Below are 13,538 nucleotides of genomic sequence, written 5' to 3' on the forward strand. Positions count from 1 at the left end.
GGCTGCTGCCGTCGGGGCATGGCACGCCCGGCCGCTTATTGCCAAGCGGCGCCTGATCCGGTCAGGATAGGCGGGCGAGACGGGCTAACGGAGGATTCGCATGAGCACGACATACGAGAAGCCTTCCATGTTGCGGACCGGGCAGGGGCATGAGAGCGGGAAGGTCGGCTTCGTCGAGCTATTCTTCGACCTGGTTTATGTTTTCGCTATCACGATGCTGTCGCATTCCCTGCTGCACCACTTTACGGGAATCGGGCTGGCGGAAACGGCCTTCCTTCTGGTCGCCGTCTGGTGGGTCTGGGTCTATACGACATGGGCGATGAACTGGCTTAATCCGGCGGCGACCTCCGTGCGGCTGATGCTGTTCAGCCAGATGTTTGGCGGGCTGGTGCTGGCGCTGGCCATTCCGCATGCATTCGGCGCAGGCGGGCTCGCGTTTGCCGGGGCCTATGTGTTCATGCAGGTCAGCCGGTCGCTGTTTACGGCCTGGGCTCTGCGGACGCATGAAGGGCACTTCAGGAATTTCATGCGTATTTCGATCTGGTTGATGTTTTCAGGCGTCTTCTGGTTCGCCGGGGCGTTTCTCGAACACGAAGCGCGCTGGATCGTGTGGGGCATCGCGCTGCTAATTGAAATCGCCGGGCCTTACGCCCTTTACTGGACACCCGGCCTTGGCGCATCGAACATGCGGGACTGGGACATTCGTGGCGAGCACATGGCCGAGCGTTGCGGCCTGTTGATGATCATTGCGCTGGGCGAGTCGCTGCTGGTGACCGGGGCGACCTTTGCCGAACAGGCCCCCACGCTGATCCCTATCGCAGGTCTGGTGACGGCCTTTGTGGGGACGGTGGCCATGTGGTGGGTCTATTTCAATATCGGCGCGGAACGGGCGGCTCATCGCATTGCGCAGGCGGAGGACCCCGGCCAGCTGGGAAGGCTGGCCTACACTTACCTCCATATCCCGATCATTGCGGGCATCCTTCTGACGGCGGTATCCGATGAGATTCTGCTGCTGCATCCGATGGGGCACCATGGCGCGACTGCACCGCTGGAAGGGCTGGCACTGCTGGGCGGCCCTGCGCTTTTCCTGGCCGGGAACCTGTTCTTCAAGAAGGCGGTGTTCGGCAAGTTTGCGCGGTCTCATATTGCGGGCCTCATCATGCTGGCCGCTGCTGCCTTTGCAATGCCGGTGGCCGGGCCACTCGCGCTGGGCATAGTGGGCACCTTGGTGATGGTGATCGTCGGCGCGTGGGAGCATATGGCGGTCAACTCTCGCAAGTCTGTCGCCGGGTAGCTCTTGCCGCCTACAGCCGGCTGGTCTCTAGTGCCTTAAAAAGCAGGCATAATGAGGAAAGACAGAGCGTATGAGACTGAACAAATCGCGGATAGCCCCGCTGGCGGATTCCGAACTCGACCCGGACATGAAGGACACGCTGGCCAAGAACTTCAATGGCCGGCCCGTCTACAATATCTTCCGGACTCTGGCGCGTGCGCCGAAGGCCTACAAGTCGTTCATGCGCTGGGGCGGCTATATCCTATCGGACCATAACAGCATCGCCCCGCGTGAACGTGAGATAATTATTCTGCGCACGGGCTTTAACTGGAAGTCGGGCTATGAATGGGCGCAGCATGTGCGCATCGGCAAGGAATGCGGCCTGACCGATCTGGAAATCCAGCACATCAAGGACGGCCCGCTGGCGCCAAGCTGGACGCCGCTGGAAAGCGCGATGATCCGCGCGGTGGACGAGCTGACGACCGATGCGTTCATTTCCGAGCAGACATGGGGCGAGCTGGCCGAGTTGACCGAGAAGCAACGCATGGACCTCGTCATGACCGTTGGCCAATACACGCAGGTGTCGATGATGCTGAATTCCTTTGGGGTGCAGCTGGACGATGACCTGGAGCTGGACATGGACTTGGCCAAATGAGCCTCGGTGACGTCTCGGGCCGGCTGGCTGGCAAGGTCGCGATTGTCTCAGGCGCCGGTCAGACGCCGGGCGAGAATATCGGCAATGGCCGGGCTATCGCCCTGCTGTTTGCGCGTGCCGGGGCGAGCGTGCTGTGCGTGGACAGGGATGAGGCGCGGGCCGGCGAGACCGTGGCTGAGATTGAGGGAGAGGGCGGCGTCGCGCAGGCGTGTCATGCCGACATCACCAAGATGGGTGACGCGAGCCGTATCGTGCAGGAGTGTCTCGACGCGTTCGGGCGCGTGGACATCCTCGTCAACAATGTCGGCATTGGCGGCAATGGCGACGGGCCGGCGCACAAGCTGACCGAGGACGCGTTTGACCGGATCATGCGGGTGAACCTTAAAGGCGCGTGGCTGGTGACCAAGGCGGTGTTGCCGAGCCTGCGTGAGCAGCAGAGCGGCGCCATCGTGAACATTTCTTCGCTGGCCTCGATCGCAGGCGGTTTCCAGATGGCTTATGAAGTGTCGAAGGCGGCGATGAACCGGATGACCCAGAGCGTGGCCATGAGTGGGGCTTCGCGCGGTGTGCGCTGCAATGCGATTACGCCGGGCCTGATGGATACGCCGATGGCGGTTGGTGGCATTGCGACGGCGCGGGGCATTTCGGAGCAGGAATTGCGCGAAGAACGCTCAAAGAGCGTCCCGATGAAGTTTATGGGCACGGGATGGGATACGGCGCATGCCGCGTTATTCCTGGTGAGTGATGAAGCGCGCTTCATCACGGGCGCGATATTGCCAGTGGATGGGGGTGGCAGTGTGCGTGTCGGCTAAGCCAGGTCGGATGTGCGGCGTTTATCTCAGCCGTATTTGACGGGCAGTTTCTGCACGGTTGCGCTTGTCGCCGGGTACATGTTTTGGGTGGGCTCAGCGGCCGTGTCAGGGATCTCGGTATCGCAGGTCACGCGGTCGCGACCGCAGTCTTTTGACCGGTAGAGCGCCTGGTCTGCCCGGGTCATCAATTGCGATAGCGATTCCTCTTTTTTGTATTGCGCAACGCCGAAGCTGGCGGTCAACACATCATGCGGCTCGCCCGGTTGTATGTTGGCAGCGGCGAAGCGACGTCTGATCGACTCGGCAAGTTCGGCGGCCATGGAGAGGGGGACACCGGGCAGGAGAAGCCCGAATTCCTCGCCGCCCAAGCGCCCGGCCACGCGGCCGAAGCGGGCATAGTCGCCCATCAGTGCGCCGAAGGAGGCGATCACGCCGTCGCCGAATGCGTGGCCGTAATTGTCGTTGACTGATTTGAAGTGATCGAGATCGGCCAGGATGAGGCTGACGGGCTGCGCCGCGCTGTTTTGCAGGACGAGGTTGCCTGCCTCGTCAAACCCGCGGCGATTGTTGATGCCCGTCAGGACATCCGTAACCGAGTTGTTGCGGAGGTCATTGAAGATCGCCTGGCTGAAAACAAGTATGAGGCACATCCCCATCGTCACAGCGCAGGCGCCTACGACAAAGTGCATCGCGAAGATGAATGTGGTTTCGCTATGATTGGCGTTTGTCAGGGGGCCGCTGGCCAGAACCGCAATGATGGCGGGACGTATGAAGGATTGCGCGCAGCACAGGGCGAGAATTGAGAACGTGACGCGATCCAGAGTCCGGTCCAGCTTTCCGCGAAAAGCAAACAGGCCAATCGAGGCCAGGATGCCGCATCCGGCGTTCGCGCTGAACGACCTTATCCAGTCGGCCTCAATCGCCATGAGGTAGCTGTAGATGGCAAGATGAACGACGAGGAGGCCGCCCAGAACGGTCCACGGCGCCTTGCCGCGATAGTGGAGAAACAGCGCGGCGACGAGCATGCAGGTGGTAATCGCATACAGGCCCGCGATCGGAACCCGCGTTATCAAGAGTGTGCTGTCCTGGAAGATGAGATCCGAGATGAAAGCGATCGCGCCCACCACATAGGAGATCGAGATGACAAGCGTGCTCTTGCTGGGGCGCATGTGATGGATGCCGAGGAAGCCAAGCGAGAACAGCCCGAAAACGAGCGGGTTCATCAGCTGAAAATAGACTCCGGTCGACATTTATCGTCTTCCCCCCATGCGCATTTTTGGCCGTGCACATCGCTCCCACGATGAAACCATTTGCCTGCGCATACGCCATGAAGGTTTCGAAACGATCAATTCGCGGCGTCATTTTCCTAATATCCACAACAGATTACGCGCTATTTTGTCTTGTGCTTGCTTTAGGATAATGCGTGTGCCCCGGCGGGCTTGGCGCATGAGGCAGCGCGTTTCATACTCGACGAAGCGCGCTGACGCATTTCGAGAGTGTAGGGGAGCAGGCGATGGCTGACGAGAAGACGGTCGGACTTCGTGAGGCCGTGTCGATCGGCGTCGGCGGCATGGTGGGAGGCGGCATCTTTGCCGTGCTGGGGCTGGCGGCGGACCTGGCGCAGGGGGGCACGCCGGTGGCCTTCCTGTTTGCGGGCCTTATCGCGCTGATGACGTCCTACAGTTATGCGCACCTCTCCAAGGCCTATCCCGACCGTGGCGGCACAGTGCGTTTCATCAATGAGGGGTTCGGGCGTGGCGTGTTCAGCGGCGGTGTGAATAACCTGTTATGGGTCAGCTATGTGATCATGCTGTCGCTTTATGCCTCCGCCTTCGGATCCTACGCGCCCAACCTGATCCAGATCACGGGCGACAAAAGCCTGGACCAGCACCTGTTTGCCAGCGCGATTATCCTGCTGGCTACGGGGATAAACTATTACAGCATCAAGGTGGTGAGCGCGATTGAGTCCTATGCTGTCATCATCAAGCTGGTGATCCTGCTTGGCTTTGTCGGCATCGGTGCGGTGGGGCTGGTGGGCAATCCCAGCCTGTCACAGCTGAGCCTTGGCAATTGGCCATCGCCACTGACACTGGTGACAGCCGGCATGATCATCTTTGTGGCCTATGAGGGGTTTGAGCTGATCGCCAATGCGGCGCCGGACATCAAGTCACCCGAGAAGAACGTGCCGCGCGCTTATTATATCGCCGTCATTTTCGTGATCGCGCTTTATCTGGCGATTGCGGTGATCACCGTGGGCTCTCTACCGTTCAAGCAGATTTCGGACGCGCAGGATTATGTGTTGGCAGAGGCGGCGAAGCCGATGCTGGGGCAGGCGGGCTTCACGATCATCACGATTGCGGCGCTTATCTCGACCTTCTCGGCGATCAATGCGTCGCTTTATGGCGGTAGCCGGGTGAGCTATGAAATCGCCGAGGATGACGAGCTGCCGCATGAGTTCACGGCGCAATTCTGGAACCAGCCGATTGGTCTTCTGGTGACGGCCGTGCTGACCCTCATAATGGTCAACACGTTGAAGCTGGAGAGCATTTCATCGACAGGCAGTATCGGTTTCCTGCTGATCTTTGCGGTGGTGAACATGGTGGGCTTCCGCAAGGCGGCGGAGATCGGATGCTCGCGGATTGTTGCGGCGACAAGCGCTTTCCTGTGCCTTGCGGTGCTGGCAGCCCTGCTCGTCCACAATTTCCAGACGAGCAAGCTGAACCTGCTGATCGCGGCTGTTACGGTGGCGACGTGTTTTGCCTGCGAGTATCTCTACAAGCACTTCAAGTCCGGCGCAGACAGCTAGGTCGCCGGGGCCCAGTTGCCGTGGAAGCCGGGCGGGATACGGTGGGGAACATGGACGAGGGCGACGGGCGGTGCGGTGAAGCTCATTGCGTCTAGGATCGCGAGGTCGGTCGTGTCCGTGTTTGTGTCGATGACGTAGCCCATTAGCCAGCCGTCGCCTTCGGGCGCATCATCTGATCGAGGCACGAAGACGAATTCGCCGGGCACGCGACCAGAGCCGAAATCATGGGTCTCGCGGGTGCCGGCGTCGAGGTCATGCTTGAAGAGTTTGGTCTGGTCAAAGGCTTCGAATCCGCGATCCTCGGGTAGGGCCATGGTGTAGGCATAGCGGTATTTCTGGCCGGTGAAGCGCTCGTCGGGACGGGGGAATTCCTGAGGGGACTCGTCCAGAACCGTGCGGGTGACATTGCGCGCGATCGGGTCGATGACCCAGCGTTCGAATGTGATCTTCTGGGAGTCCGGGCCCTGCTTGCTGTCGGCGAACATCGTGTCGTGGACAGAGACATCCATGATGACGGTGCCGTCGTCAGCTTCGTAGGCATTGCAGGGGTGGAAGACGTAGCACGGCTCGATATCGCACCAGATGACGTCGTCATTTGTTCCGAGGCGGGGCATCAGGCCGATGCGTGCCTTGTGTGCCGGGTTCCAGCGATAGGGGAAGGACTGGCCGTCGAGCAGCGTCTTCATCGAGAAGGTGACCGGCAGGTCCATGATGACAACGTATTGCTTGGTCACGGCGCAGTCGTGAATGGACGGGCCATGTTCTACGGCAATGGGTTCTTCGCGGATGACCTTGCCGGAGGGATCGACGACCGTGTGGTGAATTTGGGTGGGTTCCATCGCGTAATAGGTGATGGCGTGCATTTCGCCTGTGGCTGGGTCTAGATGCGGATGGGCCGAGAAGGCGTTCTTGAGCGTGCCGCCGAACGGATCGTGGGCGAGCGTGTCGAGTTCGTCATTAAGGCGCACAGGGAAGGCGCCGGCTTCTACCAGGGCCCACGTATTGCCATTATGGGCGATGACATTCGTGTTGGCATTGTCCTGCGTCCCGTGGCGCGGACCAGGGGCATCCTGTTCGCCGAGGGCAGCCGAGACAGCTTTCGAGCGGACCCAGCGATTGCGATACCACAGAGCCTTGCCGCCTTTCAGGCGCACGCCGTGGATCATGCCGTCGCCGGAGAACCAGTGATATGTGGCCGGGTTTTGCGGGGTAACCGGATTGGGGCCGATGCGGATGTAGCGGCCATCCAGCGCGGGCGGTATTTCGCCTGTCACTTTCAGGTCTTCCAGCGTCAGCTCGGCATCAACTGGCTCATGGATGCCTGTCAGGAACGTGTTCTCTTTATTGCCAAGACGCGGGCGCGTGCGATTGAACGCCACGACTTTCATGATGCCTTTGGTGACGTTATCGCGGATAATCGTCTCGACTGAACTGGCCATTGGGAATCTCCGGGGTTGAAACACATGCAAATAATGTTTACAGCGACAACATGAGTGCAAATGATAACACTGTCAACATCCGTTCGAACAAAAGTGGCTACCATCATGGTGACCTGCGCTCGGCGCTGATCGAAACCGGCCTGAAACTGCTGGAGCAGGGCAGCGCGGAAACGCTGAGCCTGCGCGAGATCGCGCGAGAGATCGGCGTTAGCGCGACGTCGATCTATCGCCACTTCCCGGACAAGGATGCGCTTCTGGCGGCGCTGGCGGCCGAAGGCATGGCCAAGCTGGCGCGCGAGCAGAAGGCGGCCGCCAAGGGCAAGGACGGCAAGGAAGCCTTTGCCGAAATGGGGCGCGCCTATGTACGCTTTGCCGTGCGCAACCCGGCGCTGTTCCGCCTTATCTATACATCGCTGCCAGCGGCGACGGACCCGGATTGTGTGAATCCGGAAGAGTCGCCCGGCTGGCTGCTGCGCCAGTCGATAGCGGGACTGGCGGGGGCAAAGGCGACGGCTGCACAGAAGCGTGCGGCGCTGTTGCGTGCCTGGTCGCTGGTGCACGGCTTGGCCATGCTGATCCTCAGCGGACAGATTGCAGGACCGGACGCCGACAGTTTGATCAACGAGGTTGTCAGTGTCGACAGCCTCAAGCTGAGATAGGGGGCAAGTTGCCTGTCCCGACGTTACCGCTTGCCGCCCAGCGGGGGGCATCTAGTTAAAAACCAAAGCCTTTTACCCTGTGAGGAAAACCAATGGCCCTGCCACCTGTTCTGCAAAATCTGCGCGTACCTGTGATCGGCTCGCCCCTGTTCATCATTTCCAATCCCGACCTGGTGATCGCCCAGTGCAAGGCCGGCGTGATCGGCAGCTTCCCGGCGCTCAATGCGCGCCCCGGCCCTGTGCTGGATGAATGGCTCGACAAGATCACGACCGAGCTGGCCGAATGGGACGAGAAGAACCCGGACCGGAAATCGGCGCCCTACGCCGTGAACCAGATCGTGCACAAGACGAACAACCGCCTCGATCATGACGTGGAAATGTGCGTGAAATGGAAAGTGCCTGTGGTGATCACATCGCTGGGTGCGCGGCAGGAAGTGAATGACGCGATCCATTCCTATGGCGGCATCGTGCTGCACGACATCATCAATATCGTGTTCGCCCACAAGGCGCTTGAGAAGGGCGCTGACGGCCTGATCGCCGTGGCCAGCGGCGCAGGCGGTCATGCCGGTACGCTGTCAGCCTTTGCGCTGATCCAGGAAATCCGTGAGTTCTTTGACGGGCCACTGGCGCTTTCCGGGTCGATTGCGACCGGCAATGCGGTTGCGGCGGCGCAGGCCATGGGCGCTGATTTCGGCTATATCGGATCGGCCTTCATTGCCTGCCACGAGGCCAATGCGGTCGAAGGCTACAAGGACATGATCGTCGACTCCAAGGCGGGCGATATTGTCTACTCGAACCTGTTCACCGGCGTGCACGGCAACTATCTCGCGCCGTCCATTGCGAAGGCGGGGCTCGACGCCAACAACCTGCCGGAATCCGATCCGTCGGCGATGAATTTCGGCTCCGGTGGCAATCAGGAAGCCAAGGCCTGGAAAGATATCTGGGGCTGTGGCCAAGGCATCGGCTCGGTAAAGACGCGGATGTCGACAGCGGAATATGTCGGCCAGCTGGAGCGCGAGTATAATGGCGCGCGCGACGCACTGCAGAAACGCCAAGCCTTTACGGCGAAGGCTAAGGTCGCTGCCGAATAGGGCACGCCCTTTCCCTCAAATGAATGGCCCGCTTGTCCGCTAATACCGGCAGGCGGGCTTTTCTTTTCCGACCGCAACGGCGCCGGGCGCATGATTGCGTCCATGCTGATTGCCCATTTTCCCGATCTTGATTTAGCTGGCTGGCGCTGGCCGCACTTCACACCGCGTGAACTGGCCTGCCGTTGCGGCGGACGCTTCTGCGCGGGGGCCTATTGGGATGCCCCGGATTTTCTTGATGCGCTGGAGGCGCTGCGCGCGGCGGCGGGGCGACCGCTTGTGGTCAACTCCGGGCATCGGTGCGAGGGCTGGAATGCGGCGGTTGGCGGGGCAGCGCAGTCGATGCATCGGACCATTGCGGTCGATCTGGCGCTGGCGGGCCACGACCGGTTTGCGCTGCTGATAGCGGCAGAGCGGCTGGGCTTTACCGGCGTCGGCCTCGCGAAAACCTTCATCCATCTCGACCGGCGGGCTGTGCCTGCGCGCTGGTATTACAAGGGGAGTGCACGGTCATGGCAGATATAGCAGGCCTTGCCGCCAGCGCGGCGGGCGGCGGCCTTTTCGGCCTTATCGGCAGCGTCATCGGGCGCGCAGCCGGGCTGGTCGAACGGCGGCAGGAACAGGCGCAGGAGCGGGCCCGGTGGGAGCATGAGGCGCGCATGCTGGACGCGCAGATGCGGGCAAAGCAGCAGGCGAGCGAGGCGGACCTGCGGCTGGCTGATGTGGCGGGCGGCTGGCGCGGACTGGAGGCGTCGCTAGCGGCGGAGGCTGCGATTGGGGCGAGCTATAAATGGGTTCAAGCCGTGCGGGGTGTGACGCGGCCTTTCCTCACACTGCTGCTGTGGCTGATCACCGGGCTTGTCTTTCTTGGCAGCGGCGCGGCGGCTCGCGGGGAGATTGTCGAGACGGCGACGTTCGCAGCGACAGCCGCAACGCTCTGGTGGTTTGGTGACCGGGGGCCGCGCCGCGATCCGCGTTGATACATTTCGGTTGCGTGGTAGCTTCCTTCTTAAAGCAATAAGGAGGAAGACGTCATGGCCACAAAGGAAAGGCTGGACCTTGGGTCGGCCAGCGCCTGCGAAACGGCGGCTGCCGTGCGGCGCGGAGATGTATCTGCGCTGGAAGTGTGCGAGGCGGCCATCGCGCGGATAGAGCGCACGGATGGGTCGATCAATGCGGTCGTGGTGCGCGACTTTGATCGCGCCCGCGCCGCTGCGCAGCATATCGACAAGACGCGTCAGCCAAATGATGCACGCTCCCTGCTGGGCGTCGCCATGACGGTCAAGGAATCGATCGATATCGCCGGCCTTCCCACGACGTGGGGCATGGAGGTTTTCAAGGATCTGCCGGTGACTGACGACGCGCTGCTTGTGAAGCGCCTGAAGACTGCGGGGGCGGTGATCCTCGGCAAGACCAATGCGCCGGTCGCGCTCGCTGACTGGCAAACGGAGAACCCCGTCTATGGGCGCACCGTGAACCCCTATGACGAGACGCGCTCTCCGGGTGGGTCGTCTGGCGGCGCAGCGGCGGCGCTGGCGACCGGGATGGTGCCACTTGAGGTAGGCTCCGACATCGGCGGATCCATCCGCGTGCCAGCGCACATGTGCGGCGTGTTCGGGCACAAGCCGAGCTATGGCATCATTCCGCTGAAGGGACATGGGTTTCCGGGAACGGATGGTGTGGATGTTCCCCTCGGTGTGGTTGGGCCGATGGCGCGCCATGCGGAAGACCTGAGTGTCGCGCTGGACGTCATGGCGGGGCCGGATGCGGGCTATCGGCTGGACCTGCCGACTGCGCGGCATTCGGCCTTGAGCAAGTATCGCGTGCTTATACTGGACGGCCTGCCTGGCGTTCCTGCCGACAGCGATACGCGGGCGGCGGTGTCCAATCTGGCTGATGCGCTGGCCGAGGCGGGTGCCTCCGTGTCTGATGATACGAGCGTGCTGCCGGACGTGACGGCCATGCATCAGACCTATGTGAAGATGCTCAACACGACGCTTTCGCGCGGTACGCCAGGGGCCCGGCCGATCAATGCGCATGCCTGGATGGAAGTGGTGGACGAACAGATGCGCGTGACACGTGCCTGGCGCGAGCTGTTCGAGACATATGATGTCGTGATCGCACCGATCTTCAGCACGCCCGCTTTCACCTACAAGATAGATCCGGACTGGGGCAATCGCACGCTATCGGTGGATGGCCAGGTGCAGCCCTATGGCGCGCAGCTCGCCTGGGCGGGCCTCGCGACCTTCCCCGGACTACCAGCAACGGCTGTTCCAGTAGCCAAGAGCGTCCAAGGTTTGCCAATCGGCTTGCAGCTGATTGGAGGGCCATTTGAGGACCGCACGACTCTTGGCCTCGCAAGCCTGCTGGAAGAAGCCGGGCTCACCGTGTAATCCATTGGGAATCGCGGCGCGCTTATCGCCGTCACAGCAATTACGGCGGGAGATCTGACACATGGCGACACAGGACAGGCTGCTCGTTATCGACGAGGGCACAACCTCCACGCGGGCCATTGTGTTTGATCGCGGCTTTGCACAGGTCGCCCTCGCGCAACAGGACCTGACGTTGGCCTATCCGGAAGATGGCTGGGTGCAGCAGGATGGCGAAGAGATATGGGAGCGCACGCTGGCGGTATGTCGCGAGGCGATTGAGGCGGCCGGCGGCATCGGACAGATTGCGGGCATCGGGATCACCAACCAGCGCGAGACGACGCTCGTGTGGGACCGGGCGACCGGCAAGCCGATTGCGCCGGCTATTGTCTGGCAAGACCGCCGCACGGCTCGGGTGTGCGAAACGATGAAGGCAGAGGGGCATGAGGCAGCCGTGCAGGCCGAAACGGGCCTGCTGCTGGACCCTTATTTCTCCGCGACCAAGATTGGCTGGATCCTCGATAGTGTGGACGGCGCCCGGGAACGAGCCGAGGCGGGCGAGCTGGCGTTTGGGACGGTCGAGAGCTTCCTGATCTGGAAGCTGACGGGCGGGCAGGTGCACGCCAGCGATGTCACGAATGCCTCGCGCACGCTGCTTTACAGCCTGGGGCTTGGCGGGGACGGGGGCTGGAGCGAGGCGATGGCGGCGCTCTTCAAGGTCCCGATGGGCATTTTGCCTGAGGTGAAGCCCAATGCTGCCGATTTCGGGATGAGCAATGAAAGCCTCTTTGGCGCGGCGCTGCCGATCCTGTCGGCGGCAGGCGACCAGCAGTCGGCGCTGGTGGGGCAGGGGTGCCTCGCGCCGGGCATGGCGAAGATCACTTATGGCACCGGCGCCTTCCTTGTGGCGAACACGGGGGCCGAGCGGCCGGATTCACAAAACCGCCTGCTGGGCACAGTCGGATACGAACTGCCGGGCGGCGGGGCGATGGCGCTGGAGGGCTCGATCTTCAATGCGGGCACAGTGGTCAAATGGCTGCGCGATGATCTTGGGCTGATTGATTCGGCGGAGGAGAGCGAGAGCGTGGCATCGGGCCTCAAGACCAATGGCGGCGTGTTCATCGTGCCGGCCTTCACCGGCCTCGGCGCGCCGCACTGGAACGCGGATGTGCGCGGCACCATCAGCGGCCTGACACGGGCGACTACGGCGGCGCACCTTGTTCGGGCCGGGTTGGAGTCGGCGGCCTACCAGACGCTGGATCTGCTGGAGGCCTTCGAGGCCGATGGCGCGGGTATTCGCGAATTGCGCGTCGATGGCGGCATGGTCGCAAATGACTGGCTGATGCAGTTCCTGGCCGATATCTGCAACCGGCCCGTGCTGAGGCCCGACTATCGCGAGATGACGGCGTTAGGTGCAGCGGCACTGGCGGCCATGCAGCTTGGCTGGCTGGCGCCCAAGGAATGGCAGGAGCGCCCCGTACAGGGCATCCGGTTCGAGCCGAAAATGGCCGACGCCGAGCGAAACACCCTGATCAAGGGCTGGAACGACGCGATGCGCAGAACGCTGGCCTAGGAGCGCTGGTCAGGCGTAGCCAAGCAGCGCCCGCAGGCCGGGCACGGCATAGTCGACCAGTTTTTTCTGCGCGTCAGGCAGAACGTCCGGCAGGCGGGAATCGTCGACATCAAGATTGTCGCGCGATGTGCTGCTCTGGGCCTTGTCGCTGCCAATGATGACGCGTTCGCGCCAGTCATCTGGCACGGCAATACCGCAATCTTGCAAAAGCCTTGCAAAGTAGACTTCCGACTCTTGGGAGTTGAGGTCTTTGAGGTGGGACACAATGTCTTCGTAGCGATAGAGCTTAACGTGAGTTCCAAGCCAGGCCGCTGCGTTGTGGGTGTAGATGTCATGCATTGTGGGCGCTTTGCCGTGAATTCCAAAGATCATCATATTCATGAGATCGCCGGCGCTGTATTGACGGACTCGCAAATGGGCAAGATTGCCGTCGAAATTCTCTGATAGGAAGAATCGAGCGCGGGCTAGGACCCAAGTGTAGGGGTCGCGAACGAGTAGGATATGGTGGGATAAGCTCGTTGCGAGCGATGATTCGTCGGAGAATAAAAGGTGCCCCCAGCTGAGTGCCGGCGTGTCAGGGTGCAGGGCCCTGGTATGCTGCCGCAAGTTGGGTATCTGGATGAAATCATTATGGTATTGTTGCTCAACCGGTACGAACATCCGTATGATATTGCGCATAAGGTGAGTGCCACTCTTGGGTACTGAATTCAGGAATACCGGCTTGGTGAGCGGCGCCTGGCTGAACTCGGTATTTCGGCTGTTTAGATTGTCCTGATTCATTGATATTCGGGGCATTCGATGCCTCCCTCTACAATTTGACGGCCCACTATGTAAAAAAGCGGCTGGCAGGCTGCCAGCCGCTTT

The 13,538-nt window shown here is 61.5% G+C and carries 13 protein-coding genes; 10 read left to right on the plus strand and 3 right to left on the minus strand.

The window, feature by feature from the left end:
- The first annotated feature begins 100 nt into the window (after positions 1-100).
- The 3 genes from HOC_RS08040 (at position 101) to HOC_RS08050 (ending at position 2,740) form a co-directional block, all read left to right on the plus strand.
- The gene (locus HOC_RS08040; RefSeq protein WP_035537344.1) at positions 101-1,294 is read left to right on the plus strand and encodes a low temperature requirement protein A; all 1,194 of its coding nucleotides are present in this window, start codon (positions 101-103) and stop codon (positions 1,292-1,294) included.
- Between the two features lie 70 nt (positions 1,295-1,364).
- The gene (locus tag HOC_RS08045) at positions 1,365-1,928 is read left to right on the plus strand and encodes a carboxymuconolactone decarboxylase family protein (RefSeq protein WP_035537347.1); all 564 of its coding nucleotides are present in this window, start codon (positions 1,365-1,367) and stop codon (positions 1,926-1,928) included.
- Positions 1,925-2,740 (plus strand): SDR family NAD(P)-dependent oxidoreductase, encoded by an 816-nt coding sequence (locus tag HOC_RS08050; protein WP_035537348.1) that lies wholly within the window; start codon positions 1,925-1,927, stop codon positions 2,738-2,740. Before HOC_RS08045 ends, HOC_RS08050 begins: the two co-directional genes overlap by 4 nt.
- Before the next feature lie 26 nt (positions 2,741-2,766).
- On the opposite strand, the gene HOC_RS08055 is transcribed toward HOC_RS08050, so the two are convergent.
- Entirely contained in the window at positions 2,767-3,990 is a 1,224-nt protein-coding gene (locus tag HOC_RS08055; protein ID WP_035537350.1) for a GGDEF domain-containing protein, read from the minus strand.
- A 263-nt stretch (positions 3,991-4,253) separates the two neighbouring features.
- Here HOC_RS08055 and HOC_RS08060 point away from each other — a divergent pair, with 263 nt between their 5' ends.
- Positions 4,254-5,546: an APC family permease gene (locus HOC_RS08060; RefSeq protein WP_035537353.1), complete on the plus strand. Its 1,293-nt coding sequence runs from the start codon at positions 4,254-4,256 to the stop codon at positions 5,544-5,546.
- Here HOC_RS08060 and HOC_RS08065 read toward each other — a convergent pair.
- The gene (locus tag HOC_RS08065) at positions 5,543-6,985 is read right to left on the minus strand and encodes an 8'-apo-carotenoid 13,14-cleaving dioxygenase (RefSeq protein ID WP_035537356.1); all 1,443 of its coding nucleotides are present in this window, start codon (positions 6,983-6,985) and stop codon (positions 5,543-5,545) included. The genes HOC_RS08060 and HOC_RS08065 overlap by 4 nt on opposite strands.
- Positions 6,986-7,035: 50 nt before the next feature.
- On the opposite strand from HOC_RS08065, the gene HOC_RS08070 reads away from it, so the two are divergent.
- The 6 genes from HOC_RS08070 to glpK all read left to right on the plus strand — a co-directional run bounded on the left by HOC_RS08070 (position 7,036) and on the right by glpK (position 12,674).
- Positions 7,036-7,644, plus strand: coding sequence for a TetR/AcrR family transcriptional regulator (locus HOC_RS08070; RefSeq protein ID WP_035537358.1), 609 nt, complete (start codon positions 7,036-7,038; stop codon positions 7,642-7,644).
- Positions 7,645-7,736: 92 nt separating this feature from the next.
- Positions 7,737-8,735 carry an NAD(P)H-dependent flavin oxidoreductase gene (locus tag HOC_RS08075; RefSeq protein WP_035537360.1) on the plus strand — a complete coding sequence of 333 codons (999 nt, stop codon included), beginning with the start codon at positions 7,737-7,739 and terminating at the stop codon, positions 8,733-8,735.
- A gap of 102 nt (positions 8,736-8,837) precedes the next feature.
- A complete protein-coding gene (locus HOC_RS08080) occupies positions 8,838-9,257 on the plus strand; it encodes a D-Ala-D-Ala carboxypeptidase family metallohydrolase (protein ID WP_035537497.1) in 420 nt (139 codons plus the stop codon).
- Positions 9,245-9,712, plus strand: coding sequence for a hypothetical protein (locus HOC_RS08085; protein WP_035537362.1), 468 nt, complete (start codon positions 9,245-9,247; stop codon positions 9,710-9,712). Before HOC_RS08080 ends, HOC_RS08085 begins: the two co-directional genes overlap by 13 nt.
- Positions 9,713-9,766: 54 nt before the next feature.
- A complete protein-coding gene (locus tag HOC_RS08090) occupies positions 9,767-11,125 on the plus strand; it encodes an amidase family protein (RefSeq protein ID WP_035537363.1) in 1,359 nt (452 codons plus the stop codon).
- Between the two features lie 61 nt (positions 11,126-11,186).
- A complete protein-coding gene (glpK, locus tag HOC_RS08095; protein ID WP_035537365.1) occupies positions 11,187-12,674 on the plus strand; it encodes a glycerol kinase GlpK in 1,488 nt (495 codons plus the stop codon).
- Positions 12,675-12,683: 9 nt separating this feature from the next.
- Here the strand turns inward: glpK and HOC_RS08100 are convergent, their stop codons facing one another.
- The gene (locus HOC_RS08100) at positions 12,684-13,454 is read right to left on the minus strand and encodes a hypothetical protein (protein WP_206741550.1); all 771 of its coding nucleotides are present in this window, start codon (positions 13,452-13,454) and stop codon (positions 12,684-12,686) included.
- Between the last annotated feature and the right edge of the window lie 84 nt (positions 13,455-13,538).

Origin of the sequence: Hyphomonas oceanitis SCH89 (assembly GCF_000685295.1) — a bacterium.
GTDB lineage: Bacteria > Pseudomonadota > Alphaproteobacteria > Caulobacterales > Hyphomonadaceae > Hyphomonas > Hyphomonas oceanitis.

Excerpts from the sequence above, each read along its gene's own strand:
- HOC_RS08085 (WP_035537362.1), top strand. The coding sequence starts at position 9,245 with ATGGCAGATATAGCAGGCCTTGCCGCCAGCGCGGCGGGCGGCGGCCTT.
- HOC_RS08100 (WP_206741550.1), bottom strand. The coding sequence starts at position 13,454 with ATGAATCAGGACAATCTAAACAGCCGAAATACCGAGTTCAGCCAGGCG.
- HOC_RS08090 (WP_035537363.1), top strand. The coding sequence starts at position 9,767 with ATGGCCACAAAGGAAAGGCTGGACCTTGGGTCGGCCAGCGCCTGCGAA.
- HOC_RS08055 (WP_035537350.1), bottom strand. The coding sequence starts at position 3,990 with ATGTCGACCGGAGTCTATTTTCAGCTGATGAACCCGCTCGTTTTCGGG.
- HOC_RS08075 (WP_035537360.1), top strand. The coding sequence starts at position 7,737 with ATGGCCCTGCCACCTGTTCTGCAAAATCTGCGCGTACCTGTGATCGGC.
- HOC_RS08045 (WP_035537347.1), top strand. The coding sequence starts at position 1,365 with ATGAGACTGAACAAATCGCGGATAGCCCCGCTGGCGGATTCCGAACTC.
- HOC_RS08060 (WP_035537353.1), top strand. The coding sequence starts at position 4,254 with ATGGCTGACGAGAAGACGGTCGGACTTCGTGAGGCCGTGTCGATCGGC.
- HOC_RS08065 (WP_035537356.1), bottom strand. The coding sequence starts at position 6,985 with ATGGCCAGTTCAGTCGAGACGATTATCCGCGATAACGTCACCAAAGGC.
- HOC_RS08080 (WP_035537497.1), top strand. The coding sequence starts at position 8,838 with ATGCTGATTGCCCATTTTCCCGATCTTGATTTAGCTGGCTGGCGCTGG.
- HOC_RS08070 (WP_035537358.1), top strand. The coding sequence starts at position 7,036 with ATGAGTGCAAATGATAACACTGTCAACATCCGTTCGAACAAAAGTGGC.
- HOC_RS08040 (WP_035537344.1), top strand. The coding sequence starts at position 101 with ATGAGCACGACATACGAGAAGCCTTCCATGTTGCGGACCGGGCAGGGG.
- glpK (WP_035537365.1), top strand. The coding sequence starts at position 11,187 with ATGGCGACACAGGACAGGCTGCTCGTTATCGACGAGGGCACAACCTCC.
- HOC_RS08050 (WP_035537348.1), top strand. The coding sequence starts at position 1,925 with ATGAGCCTCGGTGACGTCTCGGGCCGGCTGGCTGGCAAGGTCGCGATT.